Annotated in this window: 19 protein-coding genes; 6 read left to right on the plus strand and 13 right to left on the minus strand. The window is 42.2% G+C overall.

Features of this window, described 5'->3' with window-relative positions; genetic code table 11:
• Position 1 precedes the first annotated feature (1 nt).
• Entirely contained in the window at positions 2 to 655 is a 654-nt protein-coding gene (locus tag G4D82_RS07975; protein WP_166336402.1) for a hypothetical protein, read from the minus strand.
• A 96-nt stretch (positions 656 to 751) separates the two neighbouring features.
• Here G4D82_RS07975 and G4D82_RS07980 point away from each other — a divergent pair, with 96 nt between their 5' ends.
• Complete coding sequence (locus tag G4D82_RS07980) at positions 752 to 1,393, plus strand: alpha/beta hydrolase (RefSeq protein ID WP_166336404.1); 642 nt, start codon at positions 752 to 754, stop codon at positions 1,391 to 1,393.
• On the opposite strand, the gene G4D82_RS07985 is transcribed toward G4D82_RS07980, so the two are convergent.
• Together G4D82_RS07985 and G4D82_RS07990 are read right to left on the minus strand one after the other, a co-directional pair.
• Complete coding sequence (locus tag G4D82_RS07985; protein ID WP_166336406.1) at positions 1,394 to 1,894, minus strand: hypothetical protein; 501 nt, start codon at positions 1,892 to 1,894, stop codon at positions 1,394 to 1,396.
• A gap of 3 nt (positions 1,895 to 1,897) precedes the next feature.
• A complete protein-coding gene (locus G4D82_RS07990) occupies positions 1,898 to 2,662 on the minus strand; it encodes an MBL fold metallo-hydrolase (protein ID WP_166336408.1) in 765 nt (254 codons plus the stop codon).
• 90 nt (positions 2,663 to 2,752) lie between these two features.
• Between G4D82_RS07990 and G4D82_RS07995 the strand changes: the two genes are divergently transcribed.
• Positions 2,753 to 4,213, plus strand: a complete 1,461-nt coding sequence (locus G4D82_RS07995; RefSeq protein WP_166336410.1) for a TonB-dependent receptor — start codon at positions 2,753 to 2,755, stop codon at positions 4,211 to 4,213.
• A 142-nt stretch (positions 4,214 to 4,355) separates the two neighbouring features.
• Here the strand turns inward: G4D82_RS07995 and bcp are convergent, their stop codons facing one another.
• Entirely contained in the window at positions 4,356 to 4,808 is a 453-nt protein-coding gene (gene bcp / locus G4D82_RS08000; protein WP_166336412.1) for a thioredoxin-dependent thiol peroxidase, read from the minus strand.
• 223 nt (positions 4,809 to 5,031) lie between these two features.
• Between bcp and G4D82_RS08005 the strand changes: the two genes are divergently transcribed.
• On the plus strand, positions 5,032 to 5,697 hold the full coding sequence (locus tag G4D82_RS08005) for an endonuclease III domain-containing protein (RefSeq protein ID WP_166336413.1): 666 nt from the start codon (positions 5,032 to 5,034) through the stop codon (positions 5,695 to 5,697).
• Positions 5,698 to 5,740: 43 nt separating this feature from the next.
• Here G4D82_RS08005 and G4D82_RS08010 read toward each other — a convergent pair whose 3' ends face one another.
• Together G4D82_RS08010 and G4D82_RS08015 are read right to left on the minus strand one after the other, a co-directional pair.
• Positions 5,741 to 5,884, minus strand: coding sequence for a hypothetical protein (locus G4D82_RS08010; RefSeq protein WP_166336415.1), 144 nt, complete (start codon positions 5,882 to 5,884; stop codon positions 5,741 to 5,743).
• 55 nt (positions 5,885 to 5,939) lie between these two features.
• Positions 5,940 to 6,524, minus strand: a complete 585-nt coding sequence (locus G4D82_RS08015) for an RNA polymerase sigma factor (protein ID WP_166336417.1) — start codon at positions 6,522 to 6,524, stop codon at positions 5,940 to 5,942.
• Between the two features lie 295 nt (positions 6,525 to 6,819).
• Here G4D82_RS08015 and uvrA point away from each other — a divergent pair, with 295 nt between their 5' ends.
• A complete protein-coding gene (gene uvrA, locus G4D82_RS08020) occupies positions 6,820 to 9,609 on the plus strand; it encodes an excinuclease ABC subunit UvrA (RefSeq protein ID WP_166336419.1) in 2,790 nt (929 codons plus the stop codon).
• 56 nt (positions 9,610 to 9,665) lie between these two features.
• Here the strand turns inward: uvrA and G4D82_RS08025 are convergent, their stop codons facing one another.
• The 5 genes from G4D82_RS08025 to G4D82_RS08045 all read right to left on the minus strand — a co-directional run bounded on the left by G4D82_RS08025 (position 9,666) and on the right by G4D82_RS08045 (position 16,193).
• The gene (locus G4D82_RS08025; protein WP_166336421.1) at positions 9,666 to 10,133 is read right to left on the minus strand and encodes a hypothetical protein; all 468 of its coding nucleotides are present in this window, start codon (positions 10,131 to 10,133) and stop codon (positions 9,666 to 9,668) included.
• Between the two features lie 478 nt (positions 10,134 to 10,611).
• Positions 10,612 to 12,075, minus strand: coding sequence for a lipopolysaccharide biosynthesis protein (locus G4D82_RS08030; protein ID WP_166336422.1), 1,464 nt, complete (start codon positions 12,073 to 12,075; stop codon positions 10,612 to 10,614).
• Positions 12,076 to 12,078: 3 nt separating this feature from the next.
• On the minus strand, positions 12,079 to 13,371 hold the full coding sequence (locus tag G4D82_RS08035) for a glycosyltransferase (protein ID WP_166336424.1): 1,293 nt from the start codon (positions 13,369 to 13,371) through the stop codon (positions 12,079 to 12,081).
• 5 nt (positions 13,372 to 13,376) lie between these two features.
• Entirely contained in the window at positions 13,377 to 15,818 is a 2,442-nt protein-coding gene (locus tag G4D82_RS08040) for a YfhO family protein (protein WP_166336426.1), read from the minus strand.
• A 93-nt stretch (positions 15,819 to 15,911) separates the two neighbouring features.
• Positions 15,912 to 16,193 (minus strand): DUF4834 family protein, encoded by a 282-nt coding sequence (locus G4D82_RS08045; protein ID WP_166336428.1) that lies wholly within the window; start codon positions 16,191 to 16,193, stop codon positions 15,912 to 15,914.
• A 116-nt stretch (positions 16,194 to 16,309) separates the two neighbouring features.
• Here G4D82_RS08045 and G4D82_RS08050 point away from each other — a divergent pair, with 116 nt between their 5' ends.
• The gene (locus G4D82_RS08050; RefSeq protein WP_207788146.1) at positions 16,310 to 17,302 is read left to right on the plus strand and encodes a transporter; all 993 of its coding nucleotides are present in this window, start codon (positions 16,310 to 16,312) and stop codon (positions 17,300 to 17,302) included.
• Between the two features lie 60 nt (positions 17,303 to 17,362).
• Positions 17,363 to 18,490 carry a GTP cyclohydrolase gene (locus G4D82_RS08055; protein ID WP_166336430.1) on the plus strand — a complete coding sequence of 376 codons (1,128 nt, stop codon included), beginning with the start codon at positions 17,363 to 17,365 and terminating at the stop codon, positions 18,488 to 18,490.
• A gap of 84 nt (positions 18,491 to 18,574) precedes the next feature.
• Here the strand turns inward: G4D82_RS08055 and G4D82_RS08060 are convergent, their stop codons facing one another.
• Positions 18,575 to 19,834, minus strand: coding sequence for an aminotransferase class I/II-fold pyridoxal phosphate-dependent enzyme (locus G4D82_RS08060; RefSeq protein WP_166336432.1), 1,260 nt, complete (start codon positions 19,832 to 19,834; stop codon positions 18,575 to 18,577).
• Positions 19,835 to 20,120: 286 nt separating this feature from the next.
• On the minus strand, positions 20,121 to 26,165 hold the full coding sequence (locus G4D82_RS08065; protein ID WP_166336435.1) for a YDG domain-containing protein: 6,045 nt from the start codon (positions 26,163 to 26,165) through the stop codon (positions 20,121 to 20,123).
• Positions 26,166 to 26,490: the final 325 nt, after the last annotated feature.

Raw genomic sequence — 26,490 nt, forward strand, 5'->3', positions numbered from 1 at the left:
GTTAGTTTTTTACTGGCGTTACTAATGAAATACTTTGGATTTTCCCGTTGGCATCGACAAAATCAAACATCAGATAAGCGTTTTCGGTTGCTATACCATTTAGGGAATATTCGAGAAAATGAGTTCCTTCGGATAAAGAGGTCGCTTCTGTTTTGAGTTGTGCCACGATGTTGGAGCCGATACCCGCTGATGCTACTGGCGCACGATTAAGCACCGCCGGACTATGGTCATAGGTTTGAATAACAACCGGAACTTTTAAAGTGATTCCGCGCGTCTCTTTATTCTTGACAATGGGTGACGAAAATTCAAGTGGTTGGCCAAAAGTCATTTTTACCGGGCTCACCTCTACCACTATTTCGCTGGGCAAATGCAGTCGGGCGCAATCGGCTTCTGGGTGTTTTTTTTCGTCGACTTTTAGGGTGTAAATTCCGGGTTTGTCGAAATGGAACTGATTGATTTTGTTTCCCTTGAGCCACAACGACTTCGGACCGTGGATTTCAAATCGGGTATCTTCGGGTACATTTCCTAAATGAATTTGATCGCCATAAGCGATGACAATTTTGTTTTGGGCTTGAAGGATGATAAAGGAAAAAAACAGAAAAACACTAAGACAGTTTCGCTTTTTTTGTTTGGATTTAAGGAGTACTTTTGGCATGTTTTGTATTTGAAAGAATTCAAATATATAAGATTTTGACTATCAATTAGAAAATAAATCGAAATCTTAAAATTTCATCAATTAAAATTACCTGTTATGAGCTTATACCATCTGGTTCGTGAACCGAAGATAAAGTCGGAAAGTAAAAACCCTTTGCTATTACTGTTGCATGGTTACGGTAGCAACGAAGAAGATCTTTTCTCGTTTGCGAGCGAACTTCCCGATCAGTACTACGTAATTTCGGTGCGCGCGCCTTATGATTTAATGTACGGAAGCTATGCTTGGTATGCGATTAATTTCGACGCAAATGAAAACAAATTCTCAGACTTCAACCAAGGACGACAATCGCGGGATTTGATTGCCGGTTTTATTGATAAAATCATCACAGATTATCCGATAGATGGCAATAATGTTACTCTAATTGGTTTTAGCCAAGGCGCAATTTTGAGTTATGCAGTGGCGCTTTCTTATCCCGAAAAAGTGAAGCGCGTAGTAGCGATGAGCGGCTATTTGACCACGGAGATGGCAACTGAAAATTACACCAAAAACGACTTCTCGAACTTGCGCATTTTCGCATCACACGGAACCGTAGACCAAGTAATTCCGGTAGATTGGGCGCGCAAAGCCAAACCAGAATTGGAGGCTTTAGGCATCGACATCGTTTATAAAGAATACCCGATTGGGCATGGCGTTTCGCCCCAGAATTTCTTTGATTTCAGAGACTGGCTCGAGCAATAATTATTTTTGGTACAGCACCGATTGAATCACTTCAAATGATATCGAATTGTCTTCATTGACAAAATACTTCAGAAGCACTTCGCCCCAGTAATTGCCGTCGCTGTAATCAGCAATTACCCAGCGGTGGTTGAGCACTTTGGCTTTATTGATAATAAACTTCTGCGCTCCCAATTGGGCTTGTCCGGTGTAGGGGTTTCCTTCAGGGTTTTCGTTGAAATCCATCAGTTTTTCTTTCACCCGCGGAATCAAATCTTCGTATGAGACGACCTTCTCAGCGGATACTTGGACGAAATAATCTTGTGCATTTTGATTGTGCTCCAGTGAAAAATAATTGGCATCATCAACCTGATTAACGACTAACGCTAAGCTGTCCTTGAGTTTGGCGTTTGTAGCGGCAAAATGGGCTTGGTCAAAGGTGTCTTTTTTGCTGTAATACATGTAAGTAAAGATATTCATCAGCACCGAAAGGATAAACAGATAAAGGAATAACGATCTTTTCATAGGTTAAATAGTGATTTCTAAATTATCGTAAGCCACAAAAACGTTTGGCGGTAATTTTTTTTGAATGTCTTGATGCAAGCCGAAATGGTGGCTGATGTGCGTCAGGTAAGTGCGCTCCGGATTCACGAGTTTGATAAAAGCCAATGCTTCCTGCAAATTGAAATGAGAGTGATGCGGCTCTTCACGAAGGGCGTTAATGACTAAAATTTTGACCCCTTTGAGCTTTTCTACTTCTTCGGCATCGATAGTTTTAACATCGGTTAAGTAAGCGAAATCATCGATTCGGTAGCCGAAAACCTGCAAATCTGCATGAAATACGTTAATCGGCACAATGGTCTTATCGTAAAGCTGAAAAGGCTCCGACGCTTTCACCTTCACAGGAACAACTGACGGTGCACCCGGATAACGGTTCTCGGTTTCAAAAACATACTCAAAACGCTTTTTCAGATTTCCCAAAACCCTTTCGTGTGCGTAGATCGGAATCGGGCCTTGTTTGAAATTGAAAGGTCGAATATCATCCAGACCAGCTGTGTGATCGGCATGTTCGTGTGTGTAGAGAATGGCGTCGATGCGCTGGCAGTTTGAAGTGAGCATTTGCTGGCGGAAATCGGGTCCGCAATCAATTACCACAGAGCCATTTTCCCAGTGAATCCAGACTGATACGCGGAGTCTTTTGTCTTTGTTATCAACACTTTGACAAACCGGATGATCGCTCCCAATCACAGGAATGCCCTGCGAGGTTCCAGTACCTAAAAAATAGACTTTCAAACTGTTATTTTTTTTACAAAATTAGCATTAATTCTCACTTGGTAAAGGGCTATTTTAATTAACTTTGCGCGAAGTATTACTACCCTAATAATGGACAAACAGATCAAACTCAAGGGCGATAAGATCATCGAACAAGTTCCGTCGCTCAAAGACAAAGCGCTGCGCATCAATTTGAATGAAAACATCTACGGTACTTTTGCCGAGATTGGCGCCGGTCAGGAAACCGTAAGGCATTTCTTTAGATCAGGCGGTTCTTCCGGAACGATTGCCAAGGCGATGAGTGCCTACGACAAAGATTTTTCCGATGCCATTTACGGCGTAGAAGAAGACGGCCGTTACGTCACAGAAAGCCGTTTGAAGAAAATGCTAACCCACGAAGTCAACTTGATTGAGCGCCGACTCAGCCGTGAGAAACACCCTAACAAACTATTTTTCAGCTACGCGAATACTGTAGCTACCATTGATTTTGCCAAGCAATTCAAAGGGCATGGTTGGGTTGGTATCCGTTTTCAGATTGATCCAGAGGAAGACTACAACGAAATCATCATCCACATCCGATTCAAAGAAACCGACGCGCGTTTGCAACAAGAAACCTTAGGTGTTTTGGGCGTGAACCTGATTTATGGTGCGTTCTACAAATATACCGACCCAAAAAAATTGTTGCGTTATCTGTACGATCACCTTGACAAAGACCAGTTGGAAATCGATACGATCAACTTCTCAGGGCCGCGTTTTTCAGAAGTTGACAACCGTTTGATGAGTTTACAATTGGTCAAAAATGGCATGACCGATGCGGTAATGTTCAATCCTGACGGAAAAAATATCTTGCCTGCCGCTATTTTATACAAGAAAAACATTTTGGCTTTGCGCGGTAGTTTCCGTCCGGTGACGAGTGTGAATATGGACATGTACGAGAAATCGCTGAAAATGTTCTTAGAGGAAAGCAAGGTTGACAAAGAAAATACACTGGTAATTTTTGAAATCACGCTTTCGAATTTGCGCTCAGAAGGCGAAATCGACGAAAGAGACTTCATGGATCGCGCCGAATTGCTTTGTGCCTTGGGCCAAACGGTAATGATTTCCAACTTCCAAGAATACTATAAAGTAGTCGAATATTTCTCGGCATACAGTAAAGCCAGAATGGGATTGGCCATGGGCGTGAACAACTTGATTGACATTTTTGACGAAAAGTACTATCGCCATTTGAGTGGTGGAATTCTCGAGGCTTTCGGGAAATTGTTCTACCGCGATTTAAAAGTGTTCCTCTACCCGATGCTGGGCGAAGACGGAGAAATCATTACTTCGGAAAACTTGAAAGTACATCCGAGAATGAAGGAACTTTACAAATTTTTCAAATTCAACGGAAAAGTGGTCGATATCGACAACTTCGATCCGAACAATTTACAGGTATTCTCGCGCGAAGTACTCAAGATGATCAACCGCGGAAAAACCGGCTGGGAAGAAATGCTGCCCAAAGGTATTGCAGAGCTCATCAAGCAACACCAACTCTTCGGTTACGACCCGAACAAAGTTTTAGAGGAAACGAAATAGATTGTTTTTAGATAAAACAAACCAAGAGCCAAGAAACAAGAGATTGTCTACTTGGCTCTTTTTTTCATAGAAACGTTCTTGGTTCTTGGCTCTTGCTTCTTGACTCTTGGTTCTTGGTTCTTTCTGCGCAGCGGTCAATATACTACTTTAAAATCTGCGCGCTGTGTTCTTTACTCTTCACGTTGGTAATTACCTCATCAATAATTCCTTCTTCATCGATGATGAACGTAGTGCGGTGAATGCCATCGAACTCGCGGCCCATAAACTTTTTTGGTCCCCAAACCCCAAATGCTTTGATGACGCTGTGGTCTTCATCTGCCAACAATGGAAAAGGCAAATCGTATTTGGTTTTGAACTTGGCCTGTTTTTTTGCGGTGTCTGCGCTCACGCCAAGCAATTCGTATTTGTGGGCTTGGAAACTCTGGTAATTGTCGCGCAAGTTGCAGGCTTCTGTAGTGCAAGTAGGCGTATCTGCAGCCGGATAAAAAAATACTACGAGCTTTTTGCCTTTGTAATCGGCTAAAGTATGAAGGTTTCCGTCTTGGTCATGGGCTGAAAAGTTGGGCGCTTTGTCTCCTTTTTGTAATGTCGTCATATCTTGTGGGTTGTTGAATTCCAGCAGAAAACCCTGCCCCGGGTTGCAGTGAAAACCCCGGGCGGTTTCAGGCTTGCTTTTTCTGGTAATGGCTCAGTGACCCAAGGAAGCTGAAGCGATTGCCTAGAAAAACTGGCTGAAAGCGACCGGCGTTGCAACGGAAAACCGGAACTAGGCCCTACTGAAAAAATTACACTATTTTTACGCTCCTAAAATACTTCGTATGAACCAAGCTGAGCGTGTGACATTTGTTATAAATACGTTAAAAGAACTATACCCGAGTGTGCCTGTGCCGCTCGATCATAAAGACGCTTATACGCTGCTGGTGGCGGTGCTGCTTTCGGCCCAATGTACCGATGTGCGCGTGAACCAGATTACGCCGTTGCTGTTTGCTAAAGCCGATAATCCGTATGACATGGTAAAATTGTCGGTGGAAGAAATTCAGGAAATTATTCGCCCATGCGGGCTTTCGCCAATGAAATCGAAGGGCATTTATGGGCTGTCGCAAATATTGATTGAAAAATACAACGGACAAGTGCCGCAAAGTTTTGAAGCATTGGAAGCCTTGCCCGCCGTGGGCCACAAAACGGCCAGTGTCGTGATGAGTCAAGCCTTTGGTGTGCCTGCATTTCCCGTCGATACACACATTCATCGGTTGATGTACCGCTGGAATTTGTCTAACGGAAAAAATGTGGTACAGACGGAAAAAGATGCCAAACGGCTATTCCCGAAAGCGCTCTGGAACGATTTGCATTTGCAGATTATTTGGTATGGACGCGAATATTCGCCGGCGCGCGGTATGAACTTGGAAAAAGATATCATTACCAGAACCATCGGCAGAAAAAGTGTGATTGAGGAATTTACAAATCCTAAAAAGCCGAAAAAATAAAAGTAAATTCAAAAAAAATCCCGGCCAAAAACCGGGATATTTCTTAATTAGCGATGACTTCGAGTTTTAGGTTACCCACTTTTAGAAAGCTCAAAGCTTTAGAGTAATTCAGCAAAAAAGAAACAGTTTCTTTTTTTGGTTTCATAGAAGGCGTAACTAATGTTTCTTTAGAGTAAATTTTTGCCATATATTGTTGTTTGAGGTGTTATTTGTACCACAACGCAACAATATTTCTATTATTGTTAATTGGTTAAAATAATTTGGTGCTTATCGATTACTTTTCGCAAGTTCATCAGCGCGTAACGCATTCTACCTAAGGCGGTATTGATACTCACGCCGGTGATTTCAGAAATTTCTTTGAAACTCAAATCTTGATAAATGCGCATCACCAATACTTGCTTTTGGTCTTCGGGCAATTCCTCGATAAGTTTCTTTAGGTCTTTTTCGACTTGCTCGGTAATCATTTGGTTTTCGATGGTGTGCGAACCGTCTGACATGATTGAGAAAATCGAAAACTCTTCTGTTTCGCGAAACATCGGCATCTTTTTGTTTTTACGAAAATGGTCGATGATCAAGTTGTGTGCAATACGCATCACCCAAGGAAGAAACTTTCCTTCTTCGTTATAGGAATTAGACTTTAAGGTTTTGATTACCTTAATAAAAGTGTCTTGAAAAATATCGTCGGTGAGATCACGGTCGGCTATCTTAGAGAAGATAAAACCGTAAATCTTAGATTGGTGTCTGTTGATTAATGTAGCCAAAGCGCTTTCATCACCTGCCACATAATTTTTTACCAATAATGCATCTGGGGTTTGAACATTAGCCATAAAATTACCTTTTAGTTTGAAATAATAAATGTTGAGAACAAGCTCTAAAAAGTAGTTTTGCGCTATAGGCTATATGTTAATGTGGGATTAATATGAAGCCAAATGTAGTACTATTCTTTTTTAAAAAACAAATAAAACCGGAAATTTTAACAATTTTGGCACAATAAACTGTAAAACACTGTCGAATTTTCAAGCTTTTCAGCAATCGACTGTTTTTCTTTCTGAAATATTTATGAAATGGTATTATTTACCGCAAGGGCTTATTTAATTATCTTTGCGCTCTCTATTTACTGCTATGAAAACAACGGATTTTGCCACACTCGAACCCAAGAAAAATATTATCATAAAAGGCGCTCAGGTACACAACCTGAAAAACCTCGATGTCGCCATTCCAAGAAACCAACTGGTGGTCATTACCGGGCTTTCGGGTTCCGGAAAATCGTCATTGGCCTTTGATACTTTATATGCCGAAGGCCAACGCCGTTATGTGGAGAGTTTGTCTTCGTATGCGCGTCAGTTTTTGGGCCGTTTAGACAAACCGAAAGTAGAATATATTAAAGGTATTGCCCCGGCGATTGCCATTGAGCAAAAAGTGAACACCACCAATGCGCGTTCTACAGTCGGTACGTCGACCGAAATTTACGATTACCTCAAATTGCTCTTTGCCCGAATCGGGAAAACCTATTCGCCCGTTTCGGGTCGCGAAGTCAAAAAAGATTCGGTAACCGATGTGATTGATACCGTCAAAACGTTTACCCTAGACAGTAAATGGTTGCTGCTCGCTCCGATTTATTTGGAGGCCGGAAGAAAACTCGAAGAAAAACTCAATACTTTGTTGCAACAAGGTTTTTCCCGGATTTGGGCTGATGGCGAAACGATTCGTTTGGATGATCTTGGCAGTTTAAACCCAAAAGCAAAAGAAGTGTTGCTGATTGTCGACCGAATTGTGGTTAAAGACGAAGAAGCATTCTACAACCGTCTGTCTGATGCGGTTCAGGCCGCTTTTTTCGAAGGCAAAGGTGAATGCTATTTGCAAGCGCTCGAAGGCAAAGAGCGGTTTTCGTTCAGCAACAATTTCGAGCTTGACGGGATTACCTTTTTGGAACCCAACGTGCATTTGTTCAGTTTCAACAATCCGTACGGCGCTTGCCCGGTTTGCGAAGGCTATGGCAATATCATCGGCATCGATGCGGAACTGGTCATTCCCAATACCGCTTTGTCTGTTTATGAAAATGCGATTTTCCCTTGGCGTGGCGAAAGCATGGGCTGGTACCGCGACGAACTGGTCAAGCATGCGTATAAATTCGATTTTCCTATCCACAAACCTTATTACCAGTTAACCGAACAACAAAAGGATTTGCTCTGGACCGGAAACGAATATTTCCAAGGTTTGAACGATTTCTTTAAAGAACTCGAAGAAAAAAACTATAAAATCCAAAACCGTGTAATGCTCTCGCGTTATCGGGGCAAAACCAAATGCTATTCGTGTAAAGGCAAACGGTTGCGCGTTGAGGCTTCCTACGTGAAAATCGGTGGTCAAACCATTTCAGATTTGGTCGATTTACCAATCCGAAAATTAGCGGCTTTTTTCAAAGAACTAACCTTAAACGAATTCGATCAAAAAGTAGCCAAACGTTTGTTAACGGAAATCAACAACCGACTGGGTTTCTTGGTCGATGTCGGTTTGGATTATCTCACGCTCAATCGAAATTCGGCTTCACTTTCCGGCGGTGAATCACAGCGCATCAATTTAGCCACATCGCTCGGCAGCAGTCTGGTCGGGTCGATGTATATTCTGGACGAACCGAGTATTGGCCTGCATCCGAAAGATACCGAACGCTTGATTAAAGTATTGGTTTCCCTTCGCGATTTAGGCAACACAGTCATTGTGGTCGAGCATGACGAAGACATCATGAAAGCCGCCGACATGATTATCGACATTGGCCCAGAAGCCGGAACATTTGGTGGTAATCTCGTAGCCCAAGGCACTTACAAAGAAATTGCAAAATCCGGTTCTTTGACGGCGCAATACCTCAACGGTACGATGGAAATTGCGGTGCCTAAAGCCAGACGAAAATGGAGTAACTATATTGAAATTCTCGGTGCACGCGAAAATAATTTGCAGAATGTCGATGTTCGTTTTCCGCTTGAAGTACTTACCGTAATCACTGGTGTATCGGGTAGTGGAAAAAGTACACTCGTGAAAAAAATCCTTTTCCCGGCGATGCAAAAAAAACTTGAAGGCATTGGCGAGAAAGCCGGACAATTTACCGAATTGCGCGGTTATTACCACAAAATCCAACATATAGAATACGTAGACCAAAACCCGATTGGCCGCAGTTCGCGTTCAAACCCAGTGACTTACATTAAAGCTTATGACGACATTCGCGAGGTATTTGCCAAAGAGAAACTCTCGAAAATTCGCGGGTATCAGCCCAAGCATTTTTCGTTCAATGTAGACGGCGGACGATGCGAAACCTGTAGCGGTGAAGGCTCGATTAATGTAGAAATGGTGTTTATGGCTGATGTCCATTTACCTTGTGACACTTGTGGCGGCAAACGTTTTAAAAAGGAAATTCTCGAAGTGTATTTCGAAGGCAAAAACATCGACGACATTCTCACGATGACCATCGACGATTCTATTGCATTTTTTAGTGCAGCCAAACAAACCAAAATTATTCAGAAACTACAGCCATTGCAAGATGTAGGTTTGGGTTATGTGCAATTAGGGCAATCTTCGTCAACACTTTCCGGTGGCGAGGCACAACGCATCAAACTCGCTTCTTTTTTAGTGAAAGGAAGCACCAAAGACAAAGCCCTTTTCGTATTTGACGAACCAACGACGGGTTTGCATTTTCACGACATCAAAAAACTCTTGAAATCTTTCGACGCACTCATTGACAAAGGCCATTCGATCATTGTTATTGAGCACAATCTCGATCTGATTAAATGCGCCGATCATATTATTGATCTTGGCCCTGAAGGCGGCGAAAACGGCGGGCAGCTTCTCGCCATCGGCACACCTGAAGAAATAGCCAAGAACAAACAATCGGTAACCGGAAAATACCTCAAAGACAAACTATAAAAAATTGCGCCTTGACAAGAACAACTCATCAAGGCGCCTATTTAATACTGAACAACTTACTCGCTCTGTTCGCTCGGGTTTTCGTCACCGGCAAAGAATAAATTGAACACAAAAATCTTCACATAACGCGTTTCATTGCTTTCAAAAGAATAGGTGATTTTCTTTTTCTTCGGGTCGAGCGCTACTTTGCCTCGCGCACTTTTCGAACGCAGGATCCAAGTTGCTACGCCTTCGTCATCTATAGAATAGTTTACAATCGAGCCATGGTACAAACGCGTTTTGCCGTCGTCTGTCAAACTAATTACTATATAACCATTGCTCTTGGTGTTGATCTCGCGGATGTCAATCACCGAACTTTCATACTCGGTATCTTTCAAATCATAAGCATCACGCTCCGGATTCCATACATAAAACAGTCGGCTGTCAGAGTTGAAACGGCGCTGCTCGTTGACCTTCGCTGGAGTGGTTTGCGCCACTGTATTCAAACCGAAAAAAAGTAATAAACTGAAAATGAAATACTTCATTGCTTTGGGGAATTTTCGCCAAAAGTAAAAAATTTAATCAAAGCTAAAGGCGCTCAAAGTTATTTTTTTAACGAAATCAATTTTAGTTTGGTATAATAATTGAAAACTTAAAGCGTTCATAAATTATAAAAATTGGGTTTTATAATTAATTGGTTAAAAGTCCCGCTGGCTGTAGCAATATGGTAAGCGGGATTTTTTTTTGGAGCCGGGAACCTGCTGTGCGCTATAGTCCTCGCAAGCTGCGGGCTGCCGCTTCCATCAGGGCTAGGGCTTTAGTAAAAATCAAGAACATTGTTTCTTAATTGAAAATCAGGCCTAATACCTGAAGTCCACTGGACTTCCTCCTCTTAATATCAAATCTGAAGTCCACTGGACTTTTATTCCGCTATCGCTCCATACAATTCGACCTATGGTCTCGGGTCTCCTCTTAATATCTACCCGAGGCTTTAGCCGAACTGAGCGAAGCTAAATATCAGGGCTAGGGCTTCAGCTTATGCAAGAACCCATCGATGACTTCATTCACTTCGGCAGAAATTTTCCAACGGTAATTCCAGAAAACATAAACTGCGGTAATCAAACCCGATTTCAGCATGATGCTCGGAATTGGGTGAAACGGAAAATCCCAAAAATAAAACAATAGAAACACTATGGCAATAATCGCAAAAGAGCGCAAAGTCTGTTGGGTGAACGGAAACAAATTCATCTTACTGACCACAAACCAAAGTTTGACCGAATTGTAAATGATTACCGAAATCAGCGTCGCCAACGCAGCACCGACGATACCGTAGAGCGGAATAAAAATCATGTTCAACCCAATAATCAGCACCACGAGCATCACGCCAAAAAACAAAACCCAACGGTAATATTTCGTATTGAGAATAATAGCGTTGTTATTGCCCAAAATGACATCGTAAAACTTCGAAAGGCCGATTAAAAAAACCACCCAAATCCCGCCGCTGTATTCCGGCGGAACCAACAGATAAATTTGTTTGATGTTCAGAAAAATTCCTAACATAATCAAACCTCCAAAAACTTGCAGGTTGATGGCACTTTTCTGATATAAATCTTGCAATTCACCAAGCTTGTTTTCGCTCATGAGTTTGGCCGTAATCGGATAAATAATTTGCAACATCGCGCGGCTCGGCACTGCAATAACCGTCGCAATGAAAATCGCTACCGAATACAAGGCATTGCTCGAAATATTCTCGTAAGCCGGAATCATGACTTTGTCGAAATCCATGAGCAAAACCGCTACGCTGCCTGAAAGGATAATAAAGAACGAGTAACCGAAAATCTCTTTGCTGTTGTGCGGAATTTTGAATTGCAAAACGGGCATTTTCACATACATCGCATAGCTTTTCATCATCACAAATTGCAGCAAATAAGCCAAAGCCAACCCGTAAATAAAATCGTCTTTGCTGAGCCAATCCCAATGCACGGCAAAAAGCATCAGCATCACTACTGAGCGCACCAATACTTCGCTAATGAAGTTGCCAAAAACCGATTGCATGTGCACTTTTACCCAAGCGTAATACACTTCAAAGTAGCCCATAAAAATCCCGATGAGGGGAATCAGCCACAAGAACGGCCTTACCGTCGGGTTTTCCTTTAAAATATAAAAGGCGATTTCATCATAGAAAAAGAAAGTAATCGACGTAATGGGTATAATTAGCAAAAGTGGCATCCAAAGCATAAAACTCAGGAATTGCTCGCGCTGGGTTTCGTTTTGGCAACGCGAATAAAATCGGATTAGCGTATTGTGCACGCCAAAAGCCATTAGTGGCATCATGATGTTGGCCGCCGAAAGCAAAAAAGCCACCATGCCGTAATGGGTTTTTCCTAAAAAATGAGTGTACAAAAACAAGGCATTGACCGCACCAATAGCAAAACCAAAATAGGTAATCAAGGTGTTTTTAATCGATTGGTTCAGCACAATTCCCATGATCTAGGACGGATTTTGTTGCAAGATTAATTCCGCCAATCGTTCGGTGAGTTTTTTTCTGGAATAAGCTTCCAAGCCCACGGCATTCACTTTTAAAGTACCGTTGAGATAAGATTCGTAGAGCGCCAGAATAGTTTTTTTCAAACCTTCTTTGTCAGAATAATCGAAGAAACTTCCGGTGTTGGTGCTTTGGATAATCTCGGCAAAATCAGAGCTTCGCGGGCCAATAGCCACTATCGGACGACCTGAAACCATATATTCGAAAAGCTTGCCCGGAATGATACTAATGGTATTTCGCGAGTTAATTTCGATGAGCAACAAGACTTGTGATTTGCGCTGGTGCACCAAAGCTTCCTGATGCGAAACATAACCCAAATCGTTCACATACTCAGCTAGGTTATAACTGTGCATGGTTTCGTGAATTTCCTTGCTGATGGTTCCGATGAGTTTCAATTCTAAATGGCTGGAAAAACCCGGAACCTCTTTGACCAAATCAGACAAAGCTTGCCAAAGAATCACCGGATTGCGTTCAGACAAAAACGAACCGATATGTGCCAAAGAAAATTTTGCATCCAAGTTTTGTTTGCCTACATTTTCTGAATCGTAACCATTGGTAATGACTGTGATGGGTTGGTTGGTTTTCTTCTGAAACTCCAACTTGGTACTTTTGCTGGTCACAATAATCGAATCGGCGGTATGAAGGACTTGACGTTCTAAATTTTTGTGTTCGTTCTCGGCATAATCAGACAGTCGGAGTTTGTCATGATAGCCGATGGTGGTCCAAGGGTCGCGAAAATCGGCAATCCAACGAATGGGCAATTGTGCTTTTAGTTTCATCCCGATAAGGTGCAAACTGTGCGGCGGGCCAGTAGTGATTACGGTATCAATTTGATTTTCTTGAAGGTATTTTTTTAGGTAAGCGACTGAAGGTTTCACCCAAAAAACACGGGCATCAGGTATAAAAAAATTGCCGCGAATCCAAAGCAGGAACTTATCAACGGTAGTCATTTTGCGCTCGTTGGGAATAATGCCTGCACTGATTTTCTTGGTTTTATTTTTTGAGAAAACTGAAGCTAAACCATAGGGTTCAAAAATTGGTCTTTTGATAATAATTGCCTGTGCCGAAATATCTTCCTGTAAACCTTCATCCAATATCGGATAGGAAGGATTCTCGGGAACGTACACCACGGGCTGAATCTGGTAATCCGGCAAATATTTTACGAATTTAAGCCACCGCTGTACCCCTGGTCCGCCGGCTGGAGGAAAATAATAGGTAACAATCAGTACTTTTTTCATTGGCTTTATTCGTTATTGGCTGAGGGCTTTCCGAACCAAAGCTTTCTTCTTTCTGCATACAAACCGCCCACAATAACCACCAGCATCAGCACCGAACTGGCTAAAGAAATGGTACTTCCGGTTTTCACTACTTGCGGTTCAAACTTGAATTCAATTTCATGCTTACCGGACGGAATGGGTAAGGCACGCAAAGCGTAATCGACTCTCAGGTGTGGTACTTTTTTCCCATCGATGTAGGCATTCCATCCGTCTTTGTAATACATTTCGGAGAATACAGCCAAACCATCATGGCTATTATTAGAACGGTATTTTAAATGATTGGGTTCGTAGGATTTCAAACTGATGTAGGCCAAACTGTCTTTCTGGAAATTCTGGTGCACGAGCATCGAGCCGAACTCTTTCTGGTTGACCACGGCGATATTTTTAGTGTCGAGGCTGTCGAGATCTTTCATTTCTTGATCTGCGTTTTGAGCGAATTTCACGCGCTGCACAAACCAAGCATTGCCATTGGCATATTGGTTCAATCTTGGGTAAACTGTGCCCGAAGTATCGGCTTGCAAAACGTAACGCACATTGAGCATATCGAGTACATTCATATTGTTCTTGGCAATCTGATAATCGAACAACTGCTGCATTCTTCGTGGCTTAGCGGCATGATATCCACCGATAGATTTATGAAAATACGACGACCGAGCACTCGACAAATTGCCATCAATTTCAAAAACCCTGTAGTTTGCCGTATCACGCTGGATCATCAAATCGGCTTGCGTGGCTTCAAACGGAACGTCTACTTGTGCAGCACTCACAAAATCCTTGCTGCTGAGGTAATTTTTATCTACAAAAAACAGATCTGAAACCATCAGCAAACCCAACAAAATAATGGCCGTATTTCTCGCCACACGCTCTTTATAGAACAGCCAAAGAATCAACGAAACCAAAGCAATGAAAAATCCGCTGCGCAATAAATCGGCTGAATACAAACTCTTTCGATCCGACTTCAAAGCGTCAACGAACTCCGGCCCGTAAGATTGCAAATAATAAGCATCCGATGGCCCAGCAAACTCGAAAGATCCTTTCGCAAAAAACAATAAGCCTAAAATTCCTAAACCTATCGCGCCAGATTGCCACAAGGCTTTCCATTGCTGTGATTTTTCGGCTTTCAAAAAGGCTTGTAAACCAAGAATAGCCAGCACCGGAGCGCACAACTCCAGAATGACCTGTATCGACGAAACTGCGCGGAACTTGTTGTACATCGGTAAATATTCGATACAGAAATCGGTGAGTGCAGAGAAGTTTTTTCCCCATGAAAGCATCAAGGAAATGATAGCTGCGGTTAAAAAAGCATATCGAATTCGACGTTTGGACACAAAAAATGCCAATATGCAAAGAAAGAAAATTACCGCGCCAATATAGGCCGGAGCCGCCACGATAGGCTGATCGCCCCAATAAGTGGGCATGGCTGAAACGAAATCTTTGGCTTGGGCTTCGGGAACATTCTGGCTAACAATGAACTCGTACATGGCGCTATCGGTGCCGACGTTCTCTGCATTAGAACCTCCGAAAAGTCTGGGCGCAAATACATTCATACTTTCGGCAATACCATAACTGTATTCGGTGATATAGTCATTGCTCATCGCATTTTTAGTGGTGTTGGGCGTGCCATCAGGGTTGTAGGTGAGCTCGCTTTTGTCACGCGTACTAAACTTAGCGTATTCTGCCGTTGCCATGAGGTTGGTCGCATTTACACCAATGGCTAAAATTCCAGCCAAAACAAAAACACCTACCGCCGTTGCTAGGGTTTTAAATTGTTTTTCCTTTATGAAATTCCAGATGAAAAACCCCGAAATTATCAGCAACAGCAGCAACAAATAATAAGTCATCTGAAAGTGGTTCGCATTGATTTCAAGTGCTGCGGCAATCATCGTTAAAATTCCGCCGACGACAAATCGCTTTTTGTAAACCAATAAAACACCAGCCACCACCAACGGCATATAGGCAATGGCGTGCGCTTTAGCATTGTGCCCGACCCCGAGAATGACAATCAAATAAGTGGAAAGACCGAAAGCCAAAGCTCCAAAAAAAGCGGTCAATGGCTCGGTTCGCAATACCAATAACAACACGTAGAAGCCCACAAAATAAAGGAAAAGATAATCGGCCGGACGTGGTAGAAATCTTAAAACATGGTCTAATTTACTAATGTATTCGTGTGGATAATTGGCGCCCAACTGATAAGTAGGCATACCGCCAAAAGCAGCGTTGGTCCAGTATGGTTCGGCGTGATGTGTTGCGCGAAAATCGTTCTGCTCTTTGGCCATTCCAGTGTATTGCACAATATCGGATTGGAATATCTTCTTGCCCTGAAGTACCGGATAGAAATAAATACAGGAAACCAAAACAAAGCCAAGTATAAACAAGGCGTGAGCATAATACTTTTTGAGAAAATCCATAGCTGAAAGGCAGTGCTAACGCGTAGCATCGATTAGATTAATACCTGCCAAAAATAGTCAAAAACTACGAAGAATCGAATCTAGGATTTGATTTTAATTGAGCTCCTCGTAATCCACGTACTCGCCTACTTTTTTAGTTTCGCGAGGTTTGGTTGCCTTGGTCGCATCGTAGATAATTTCGTCTTGTTGGCTTGAATAGGCCTGTTGTTGCTGGTATTGCGATTGGTATTGCTGCTGAAAATTACCGGCGGCTTTCTCGACAACTTTCTTTACCAATACCGGAAGGAATAATCGCGCGAGAAACTTCACGATATAGTAAAACAAGATGATATAGCAGATGGTTTTGATAAAACCCGCGAATGAAGCTGTTTGCATCGTCTGTAAAAAATTTCAACAAATTTATGAAATCAAAAGTTCCGTGCTCTTAAATAAATAATAAATTAATAGTACTTTTGAGCGAGTTGACCCGGCACTTATTTAAACCTGCTTCTATGTTAAAAATCAAGCCTTTTGTTTCGTTGTTTTTGCTTTGCGGCACCAGCATTTCCTTTGCACAATTCACCGATGTAATCAATTCCAATCGTCCAGGACAATCGATGGCTGCTTTTTCAGTGGGAAAAACTGTTTTTCAAACCGAATTAGGCATCAACCGCATCCAAGAAAAGTACGATGATGCCAATTATGAAGCGGAAACTTGGGCCAGCGATTTGACTTTACGTTATGGTGTTTTTTTCGAACAACTCGAAGCCATTGCTACTTTTGACTATGCAAATGAAACCTATAGCACACCAACTACAGACATTCACAATACAGGTTTCAGAAGGGTTTTGCTTGGGGCGAAATTCTTGATTTATGATCCGGAAAGAAACTACGACCCGAAACCCAATTTATACAGTTGGAAAGCCAACCACAAATTCAACTGGAGGCAATTCATTCCGGCGGTTGCACTTTACGGCGGCATTAACATCAACACCAACAAAGACAAATTCCTACGCAAAGGCCAACCCAAGGATGAAGATTTCAGCACCAAAGGCATGATTCTTACACAAAACCAGTTCGGTCGTTATACCTTTTTGACCAATATCATTCTGGATAAATTCCCATCACAGAGAAGATCAATTGATTATGTGCTGACCATGACCCGCGGTTTTAATGCCAGATTATCGGGTTTTGTAGAAATTCAGGGCTTCAACGGTGAATTTTACAAAGACCATTATTTCCGTACCGGCGCGGCATATTTGCTTTGGCAGAACCTTCAGGTAGATGCTTCCATTGCCAGTAATTTTCAGGCAGAACCCAATTTAGTTTTTGGCGGAATCGGCGTTTCTTGGCGTTTTGATGACAATTATACTGAAGTCATGTTGCGCTCGCCGAAAGAAGAAAAGAACGACGGCAAATCGAAAAAGCAGAAAAAAGACGAAGAAAAAAAGAAACAGGAAAACAAAAAGCGCAAAGATGCCATCGAAAGCACGCCTGTAAATTAAATGCGCACACCGATTAATATCCAACACGAAAAAATTTTGTAAACGCCAAAATCCCACACTATGATTACCATTGAAAAAGTTTCCAGCAAAAAGCAACTCAAGTCGTTTGTAATGTTTCCGTTTTCGCTCTATGAGAACCATCCGTATTGGGTGCCGCCGCTCATAGGCGAAGAAATGGAAACCTTCGACAACAACAAAAATCCCGCACTACAAACCGCCGAAGCCCATTTATACTTAGCCTATAAAAACGGTGAAATTGTCGGACGAATTGCAGCCATCATCAACTGGAATGAAGTCAATCTGCAAGGCAAAAAGAAGGTCCGTTTTGGTTGGTGGGATGTGATTGATGAAGTTGAAGTGACCCAAGCCCTGCTCGAAAAAGTATTTGAACTCGGCAAACAACACCAACTCGAACATGCCGAAGGCCCAATGGGATTTTCCAACTTAGACAAAGTTGGCGTGCTCAGTCAAGGTTTTGATTTTATCGGTTCGATGATTACATGGTACAACTATCCTTACTATGTTTCCCATTTGGAGCAATTGGGTTTTGTGAAAGAAAAAGAATATTTCGAAAGCAACTTTTCGTTCGATTTGGTCGACCCGTCGTTTTTTGTGAAAGTCAACGATTTGGTAAAGAAACGCTACCAACTCACTCCACTGAATTTCACGCGAACCAAAGACATCATGCCCTATGTTGACAAAATGTTCGATTTGTTCAACACGACCTACGCGAATCTGGCTTCGTTTGTGGCCATTACCGATGTACAGCGCGAATATTTCAAGAAGAAATACATTCCATTTATCAACCCGGAATATATTAAATTCATTGTCGATAAAAATGACACCTTGATTGCCTTCAGTATTGTGATGCCTTCATTTTCAGAGGCTTTGCAAAAATCGAAAGGCAAGTTGTTTCCCTTTGGTTGGTATCATTTACTACAAGCCCGAAAGCACAGCAAGGAAGTATTGTTCTATTTGATAGGTGTAGCACCTGAGTACCAAAGCAAAGGCATCACGGCGATTATTTTCGACGAATATTACAAAACTTTCAAAGCCAAAGGAATTACCAATTGTATCCGAACACCGGAACTTGAAGAAAATCACGCCATCCACAACCTCTGGAAACACGTCGATCCGCGGGTGACTAGAAGAAGAAGAACGTACATGAAGTTAATTAATAATGAATAGTTAATAATTAATAATTCATGTTGGAGTAAAAAAAAGCGCCCCGTTTCCGAAGCGCCATTATTAATTATTCAATATTAATTATTGCTAACTGACATCAACTGTCGTTTTCTCGGCTATCGCTTTGTAAGTTCCGTTGGTCAATTTCTCACGAATGGCTTCGAACGCTGTCAAGGTTTCGTCGATATCGGCCAAAGTGTGTGAAGCCGTCGGAATCATACGCAACAAAATAATGCCTTTCGGGATTACCGGATAAACTACAATCGACAAGAAAATTCCGTAATTCTCGCGCAAATCGTTGACCATCACCATTGCTTCGGGAATACTTCCGTGCAAATAAACCGGCGTGACACAAGTATTGGTATCGCCAATGTCAAAACCTCTGGCTTTCAAACCGTTTTGCAACGCGTTCACATTTTCCCACAACTTGTCTTTGAGTTCCGGATGGCTTCTAAGCAATTCCAAACGCTTCAAAGCACCAACGGTTTGAATCATCGGCAAAGCCTTGGCAAACATTTGCGAGCGCAAGTTGTATTTCAAATAATCAATGATGTCTTTATCTGCGGCGATGAATGCCCCGATGCTCGCCATCGATTTGGCAAAAGTCGAGAAATACACATCAATTCCGTCTTGGCAACCTTGCTCCTCACCTGCACCGGCGCCAGTTTTTCCTAGCGTTCCGAAACCGTGCGCATCGTCTACTAATAAACGGAAATTGTATTTCTTTTTCATTTCCACGATTTCTTTCAGCTTACCTTGTTGGCCGCGCATTCCGAAAACACCCTCGGTAATGAATAGAATTCCGCCTCCGGTTTCCAAAGCCATTTTGGTGGCGCGCTGCAGGTTTTTCTCCATGCTATCCAGGTCGTTGTGCTTGTAGGTAAAACGTTTGCCCATGTGCAAGCGAACGCCATCGATAATACAGGCATGCGCATCTACGTCGTAGACAATAATGTCATTTTTTGTCACTAGCGCATCAATGGTCGACATGATTCCTTGGTAACCAAAATTGAGCAAATAAGCGGATTCTTTCATCACGAAAGCCGCCAATTCCTGCTCTAATTGTTCGTGTAAGGTGGTGTGTCCAGACATCATTCTGGCACCCATCGGATAAGCCGCGCCGTATTGGATGGCCGCATCGGTATCTGCTTTTCTAACTTCCGGATGGTTGGCCAACCCTAAATAATCGTTCAAGCTCCAGTTCAAAATCGGTTTGCCGTGAAATTGCATTCTCGGGCCAAGTTCGCCATCGAGTTTCGGAAATACATAATATCCTTCGGCCTGCGACGCCCATCTGCCCAGCGGCCCTTTATTGTTTTGGATTCTCTCGAATAAATCTTTTACCATGACAATCAGTATAAATTTCGATATTTTTTGATGCCGCAAAAGTAAGGATTTTAACGTCAAATTGAGGCTTAATGCTATTTATTTTTAGAAGCTTCTTCCCGCTATTCACTACAATCTTTTACTGCGAACACCGCAGCAAAAGGATTTTCGTTTCTATCGGGGCTAGGACACTACACAAACCAAGAAACTACTGATTTGAAATAAGCAAAAAATCACTGTGACAATTCTTCTAAACAAAAAAGCCCTTCCGTTTCCGAAAGGGCTTTCTGTTATAATGTGTCCATTTTTAGAATGGATAGTTCGCGAAAATAGAATTCTCGATATTGATAAAGACATTATCCAAATCCGCGTTATCCACAACACCATCTCCGTTCAAATCCGTAGCTAAAACCCCGAAGTTTGAATTCTCGATATCCGGGAAAATCGAATCCAAATCAGCGTTATCGATTACCTGATCTAGGTTCAAATCTCCTGTATACATAGCAAAAACTCCAGTTTCAATCTCTCTCATATTATCACCATAAGCTTGTGAAGCACCTGATGAGAAGTCATAAGAAAGTGGCGTAGTACCCACTGCCTGAGCAGTAGCTGACCATGTCTCGATGATGTTCGAACCTTTTACTACGATGTAGTAGGAACCTGCTGCTGCAGTATTGAACGTACAAGTTAAAGTACCATCGGTTTTCAAAGTACCAATCGCAGTATCAACCAAAGCATAACTTGTAGCATCATGCAACTCGATAGTCAAATCTTCTACTTCGTCTGCTGGTGATACATAATCTTGGTTCAACTTCACTGAGTTCATCGTGCTGCCTCCAATGTAGTAGCCTTCAATAAACAAAGTCAAGTTTACTACTGAACCTGCTGAACATGGGTTCGTTGGGTTAAGTGCTGGGTTTGTATCATCACAATCCAAATCATTGGTTGAATATCCGGCTGGCGTATTCACCCCTGAACAAACTGAAGCGGTAGCTGTACTTCCGTAAGTATCACCGTCAGCATCTACATAGAAGGTAGCGAATTGGTAGATAGCAGAGTTTGTATCGTCGCAATCAGTGTTGTTAACTGAATAGCCTGCTGTTGGAGGTGTATTGGCATCTACAGCACACAAAGAAGTAGTGGTTGCACCTGTGCCATATCCATCGTTATCGCCATCAGTATAGAAAGCAAAAGTTTCGTGTTTATTGACATCTTCATCATCGCAATCTGTATCATCAGTTACATAACCTGAAGGCTGTCCTGTACAACTCAACTGACTAACGGCGGGATTCCCGAAACCATCAGTATCGTTATCTTGATAGTAAGTGATATTTTCAGCGATTCCGGTAATGAAAACCACATTATTAGAATCTACTACAATCGAAGACGAACCATCTGCGCGCTCCACAGCAGTAATAGTCAGCAATTGGAAATTTGCAGACAATGGTAACGGAATTTCAAAAGTAGCCGCTCCACTAGCATCAGCAACACTTGTCAACACACTTTGCGTTGGTCCTTCATTGATGTTATAATAAATTCTAGATGCCAAATTCGGTGTCAATCCGTTCACGTCAAAAGTTCCGTTGGCTCCTTCACAAACGGTAGCACCGCTGTAGGAAACAGAATCAAAAGTTGGTGGCGCAGCAGTAGTAGTAACTTGAATCACGTTGGAATAATCAGACGTGCTATTAGGGCTATAGGCTCTTACTCGGTAGTAGTAATCGGTAAGTTCAGCCAAACCACTAACTGCTTGAGACAATCCATTGACTGATAAATTCTCATAAATCGAGAAGCTTGGAGGGTTTCCTGTTACAACAATAGAATCTATTGCGCTTGTTCCACCAGCAGCTACAGTTCCGGAGACTGCATTATTGCTGGTCATGATCCATCTGAGCATTACCGATGCTTGATTATCACATGTTGCTGGTAAAGCAATATCGCTTAAAACTCCTGAAGTCCAGTTGTTTCCTACTGTTACAATCGCTCCGCTTACATCAGCCCAAGAACCACCAGCATTGATACTGTACTGCACTTTGAAGTCTTTCGGACCTGTATTAGAAGAACGTTGGGCCGAAGACAATTTAATTGACGAATATCCAACAGTAGAAATATCAATTTGCCAATATTTAGTTCCATTTCCTGAGTTCCAACTAGCACCTGAAGCAGCACTAGTGGTACTAGATTGAACTGAATTAAATGACAAAGTACCGACACCTCCAACCGCAGTCAAGGTTTTTCCGTCATTGGCAGTAATACCACCATCAATTGTAGCATTGTCATTTGTCAACGGGAAATTCCAGTCTGCAATAGTAGTGATAGCACCAATAAAGTTTGGATCGGTACTAACATCTAATAAATAAGATTCCGCACCGGTGACAGCTTCCCAATTGGCTACAAAACTACCACTTGAAACAGAAGTTCCAGCCGTAGCTACAGGCCCAGTAGTCAAACCTAAAGTAGTAAAGGTTTCAACATCTCCATAAGAAATACCTAAAGCAGAAGAATCTGTGGCATAAGCTCTTACGTAATACAAAGTATTTGGTGTCAAAGTAGTTAAAGTTACTGGGAATCCTGAAACTTGAACAGCTCCGGCAAAATCACTAAACAAGCTGTACTGGATTCCTGAATCAGTTATAGCCGAACAACCCGCTTCGGTCAGACCGTCTATGGTAGCTCCAATAACAGTAATCGCAGTAGGAGTTCCGGTAACAACCGTAGCTGGCGTATTGATTCCGGATCCGGTTACTGAAACAAAAATAGTTGGCGCTCCACCACCACTTACCGGAATGTTGCCATCGTAAGATTGCGCAAGTGTTGGCGTAAATTTCACCGAAATGATTTCAAGCAAGTCTCCATTCACGTCTGGCGACAAAGTAATCGATGCATCGTAAGTGTTTGTTCCGGAATTGAAGAAAGTGTATCCATCCAACGGTCCGACAGTGATATCGCTTTCAAGCAATTCACCGAGTAATCCGAATGTGTTGGCAGAAGAAGTGGTGTTGATACAAATGCTTCCAAAACCACTCAATGGATCAGCCGTTAGTGTCGGTGTAGTAACTGGCAAAGTACTTACTGAAGCCGACGGACCAAAAGCGGTTTCTACATTGGCTCCGTTTCTGGCTTTTACCGAATAAGTATATGAAGTATTAGGATTCAATCCGGTTACCGAAATTAAATGCGGCGAAGGCAAAAGCAACCAATCAAAGGCAGATTGCCAAACTGCAGTTGCTCCAAGAGTTCCATTAGCCTGCAAGTATTGGCTATTGATTTGAATCGCATATTGCGTAGTGTTTGGGTTGTTGCTAATATCAAAATCAAAATCAAAAGATGTTGTGGTGATATTAGTAGCCGCGTTGGGTTGTACTGGCACGTTGGCTAAAGTGTAAAAACTTTGAGGAGCTCCGTAACCATATCCTTGCGCACTATTGGCGTAGGCTGTGTAGAAATATTCAGTATCTGAAAATAGTACATTACCGGTTCCTAGTGAAAAAGTACCCGTACCAATACTTGGCGATGGATTCTGTAATTGAATCACTCCTGGTTCTCCTAGGGTAGGTGTAAAGTCTGTGATAGAATAAAAGATACCATTTCCTAAAACATCAGAACCTCCAGTTGAAGTAACATCACCTGTTAAAGTAGCGGACTCAATGGTAATATCAGTAGCCGGCGTAACGGTAACCACAGTAGGTGGCGGCAAAACTACAGCTCCGTAAATTGTCAAATCATCTACTCTGAAAGTTCCTGAAGATGCTGCGGCACCACCAGCCAAATCAGAACGCTGTGTTCCATAAGGATAAATACGGAAAGTAACTGTTCCAGAGATTGGTGTATTGAAATCTGCAAAATCCCAAGACAATTGCGTTGCCGTTGTAGTGGTAAGTGCCGTATTGTTCATTGAAGTTGAAGTGGCAAAACCATCAGTACTATAACGAACTTCAAGCTGGTTTGGTGCTGTTCCACTACCGGAACGCAGGAATGATACTTTGGTTAAATTCAATCGATAACCTGAAGCAGCTGTTGCTCCAAATTCAACATAAGAATTGTTATTAATACTCGAAGTAACATTCAAACCTGTTGAACTAAATGAGTTATTAAGGTTAGAACAAGTCATCGTGCCACGAGTAGCAATTGCACCAATAACGTTAGGCTCTACTACTGGAACATTTCCTTGGGTTGGGCAAGCAGAAGTTCCTGTGAATTGGTTGAGGTATAAAGCCGCTTCTACGGTTCTGGTTTGAGTTAAATCCGGAGCTGCCGCATAGTTGGTATTACCGGCCTGCTTGGCAGTAATGGTTACCAAACCTGTACCTAGAATAGTTAAAGTGTTGCCCGAAATCGAAGCCACACTAGGATTTGAACTCTCAAAAGTGACTGCCAATCCTGAAGATGCTGTACCATTTAGAGTAATAGGAGCCGTTAAGGTAGTCAACTCTGGCAATGTTCCAAAGAAAGTAATGGTTTGCGAAAGTTGTGTAATGGTCGCGTCAGCAACTGTGGGCTGAGTTAAAGCATAATTTCCTGCTTGTGCGCCAGTAATGGTATAACCCGTAACTGTTACAGCTTGCGTTCCAGCATTAGCCGTCGCAAATTGAGCGACTGGTGTACCTGCGATAGTCACTACATCGCTGCCAATTGGAGCTGGGGATAAAACCGCCGTTCCAGTTAAAGTTGCCGTAGTATTTCCGTCATAAGGTTTATCTAAAGCAGAGATTCCTGTGATAGTAATTCCAAGTGGTGTTACTGTAAGAGTTTGAAGTTGATCAATGGCTGGATTGTGCGTGGCATCTCCAGCTTGAGAAGCGGTAATAGTAGTAGTTCCAGCTCCAACAATCACCGCAGTGTTTCCAGAAATAGTAGCTACCGCAGTATTTGAGCTAGTATAGGTAATAGGATTTCCACCCGGATTGTCCGACGTAGCTAACAAATCAACACTAGCTGTTCCGTATACTACGCTTCCAAGAGCAGGAAAAGTAATTACCTGATCATCTAAGGAAGAAGGGTTAATAGTCGCATTAGCAACTGTGGGCTGACTCAAAGAATAATTCGCCGCTTTAGTTCCTGTAATGGTATAACCTGTTACTGTAACTGGCCATGTTCCTACCGCAGCAGATGAAAAATTCGCAACCGGCGTGCCTCCAAGAACCACATCATCAGAAAAAAGCACTCCGTTTAGTACCGCGGTTCCGGTTAAAGTCGCCGTAGTATTTCCATCAAAATCTTTGTCTTGTGCACTCAGTCCGGTGATTGTAAGTCCTAATTGGGAAACGGTATTTCCTGAACTCGATGTCACAATATTAGCACTTGGCGCTGGGCTACTAGAAAGCACCACCGCATTTTGACTATTATAATTTCCTGCCGAAGCATTGTCTTTCAATCGAACTAAGAATGCCACACCACCTGCGTTGGCTTCAGCAGCAGTATAAGAAGCAGTGGCTCCATAGGAAACCACATCATTTCTTGACACTTCAAAACCCGTTTGGGCCGTAGCTACTAGCGGATTTGACAACAAACTTCCTGAAACCGCAAAAGACTGTGAAGCTGAAGCCGTTCCATAAGTAGTAGAAAATGCAGTAGATGAAGTAGTACCACCATTAATTAATGACGCAGATGGAGCTACGTCTGCCCATGAAGTTCCTACACGAATGGCGTCAATAGTGGCCGTTGGAGAATTTCCTTGTCTGATAGCCACCGCACTTAAAGAGGCTGCATCTGCACCGGAAGTTACGGTTTGCAATGGCGCTCCAGCCGCACTTTCAGTAGCCGCAAATGTGGGTAAAATCCATAAATCTACTTGGTCGTTAGTTGCACCGGCAATGAAAGTATACTTGGCTACAAGCATGTAGGTCGTCCCTAAAGTAAAGTTGGTAGTTGCGGCTGTTCCGTTGGCCGATTTACCTACTCCAAATCTGAGGTTTCCACTATTTGTATTGGCGTGAATCCTTACGTTAAAAGTACTCGGAGCCGTGTAATAGTGTAAAAAATAATCACCACTTGTACCTACCGCTGTTATATTCACAAGACAACTCATGTAAACCGTTCCTGAGTTCTGCGAAGTAAAACTTCTGTTGTGATCACCGACACCAGAGCTTGAAGTTGTGGCGGCACCACCAACACCAGAATCTGCATGACCTGCGAAAGTAAGACCAGTATTGGTATACTGAACATAATTGCTAGAACCACTATGGGAGACCCAATTCGGGCTCGCGGCCGTTTGTAGGTTTCCCGGTGTAGAATAGCTGAAATTTTCTGTCAACAACTGCGCAAAACCTTGAATAGGTAGACACAGCAACAGGAAAGCGAAACACCAGAACATAAAAGTGTTTACTTTCTTAGAAAGTAGCATATTTTTCATAAATAATTAAAATTGAGTTGACGCAAAAATATAGATAATTTCCCTGAGCAGCGGCAATTTAGATGAAGTAATTGTTAATTTTTGTCAACAGTTTGAATTGACCCTGATTTTATGGCGTTTTGTCGATGATAACGATAATTTAACACAAGAAAATAATGACAGATTTTTCACAAAAACCAACAAAATCAATAATTTAACCATCCGAATTTTATCAAAAAATAGAAAATTTGTAGGAAACAAAACCATTCTTCAACTTCGTAATTAAGTTATTCATACTAATTCTTTTGCATTACATCGAAAATAAAATCTCATTCCATATTTATTG

It is taken from the genome of Flavobacterium lotistagni (assembly GCF_011392125.1).
Lineage (GTDB): Bacteria > Bacteroidota > Bacteroidia > Flavobacteriales > Flavobacteriaceae > Flavobacterium > Flavobacterium lotistagni.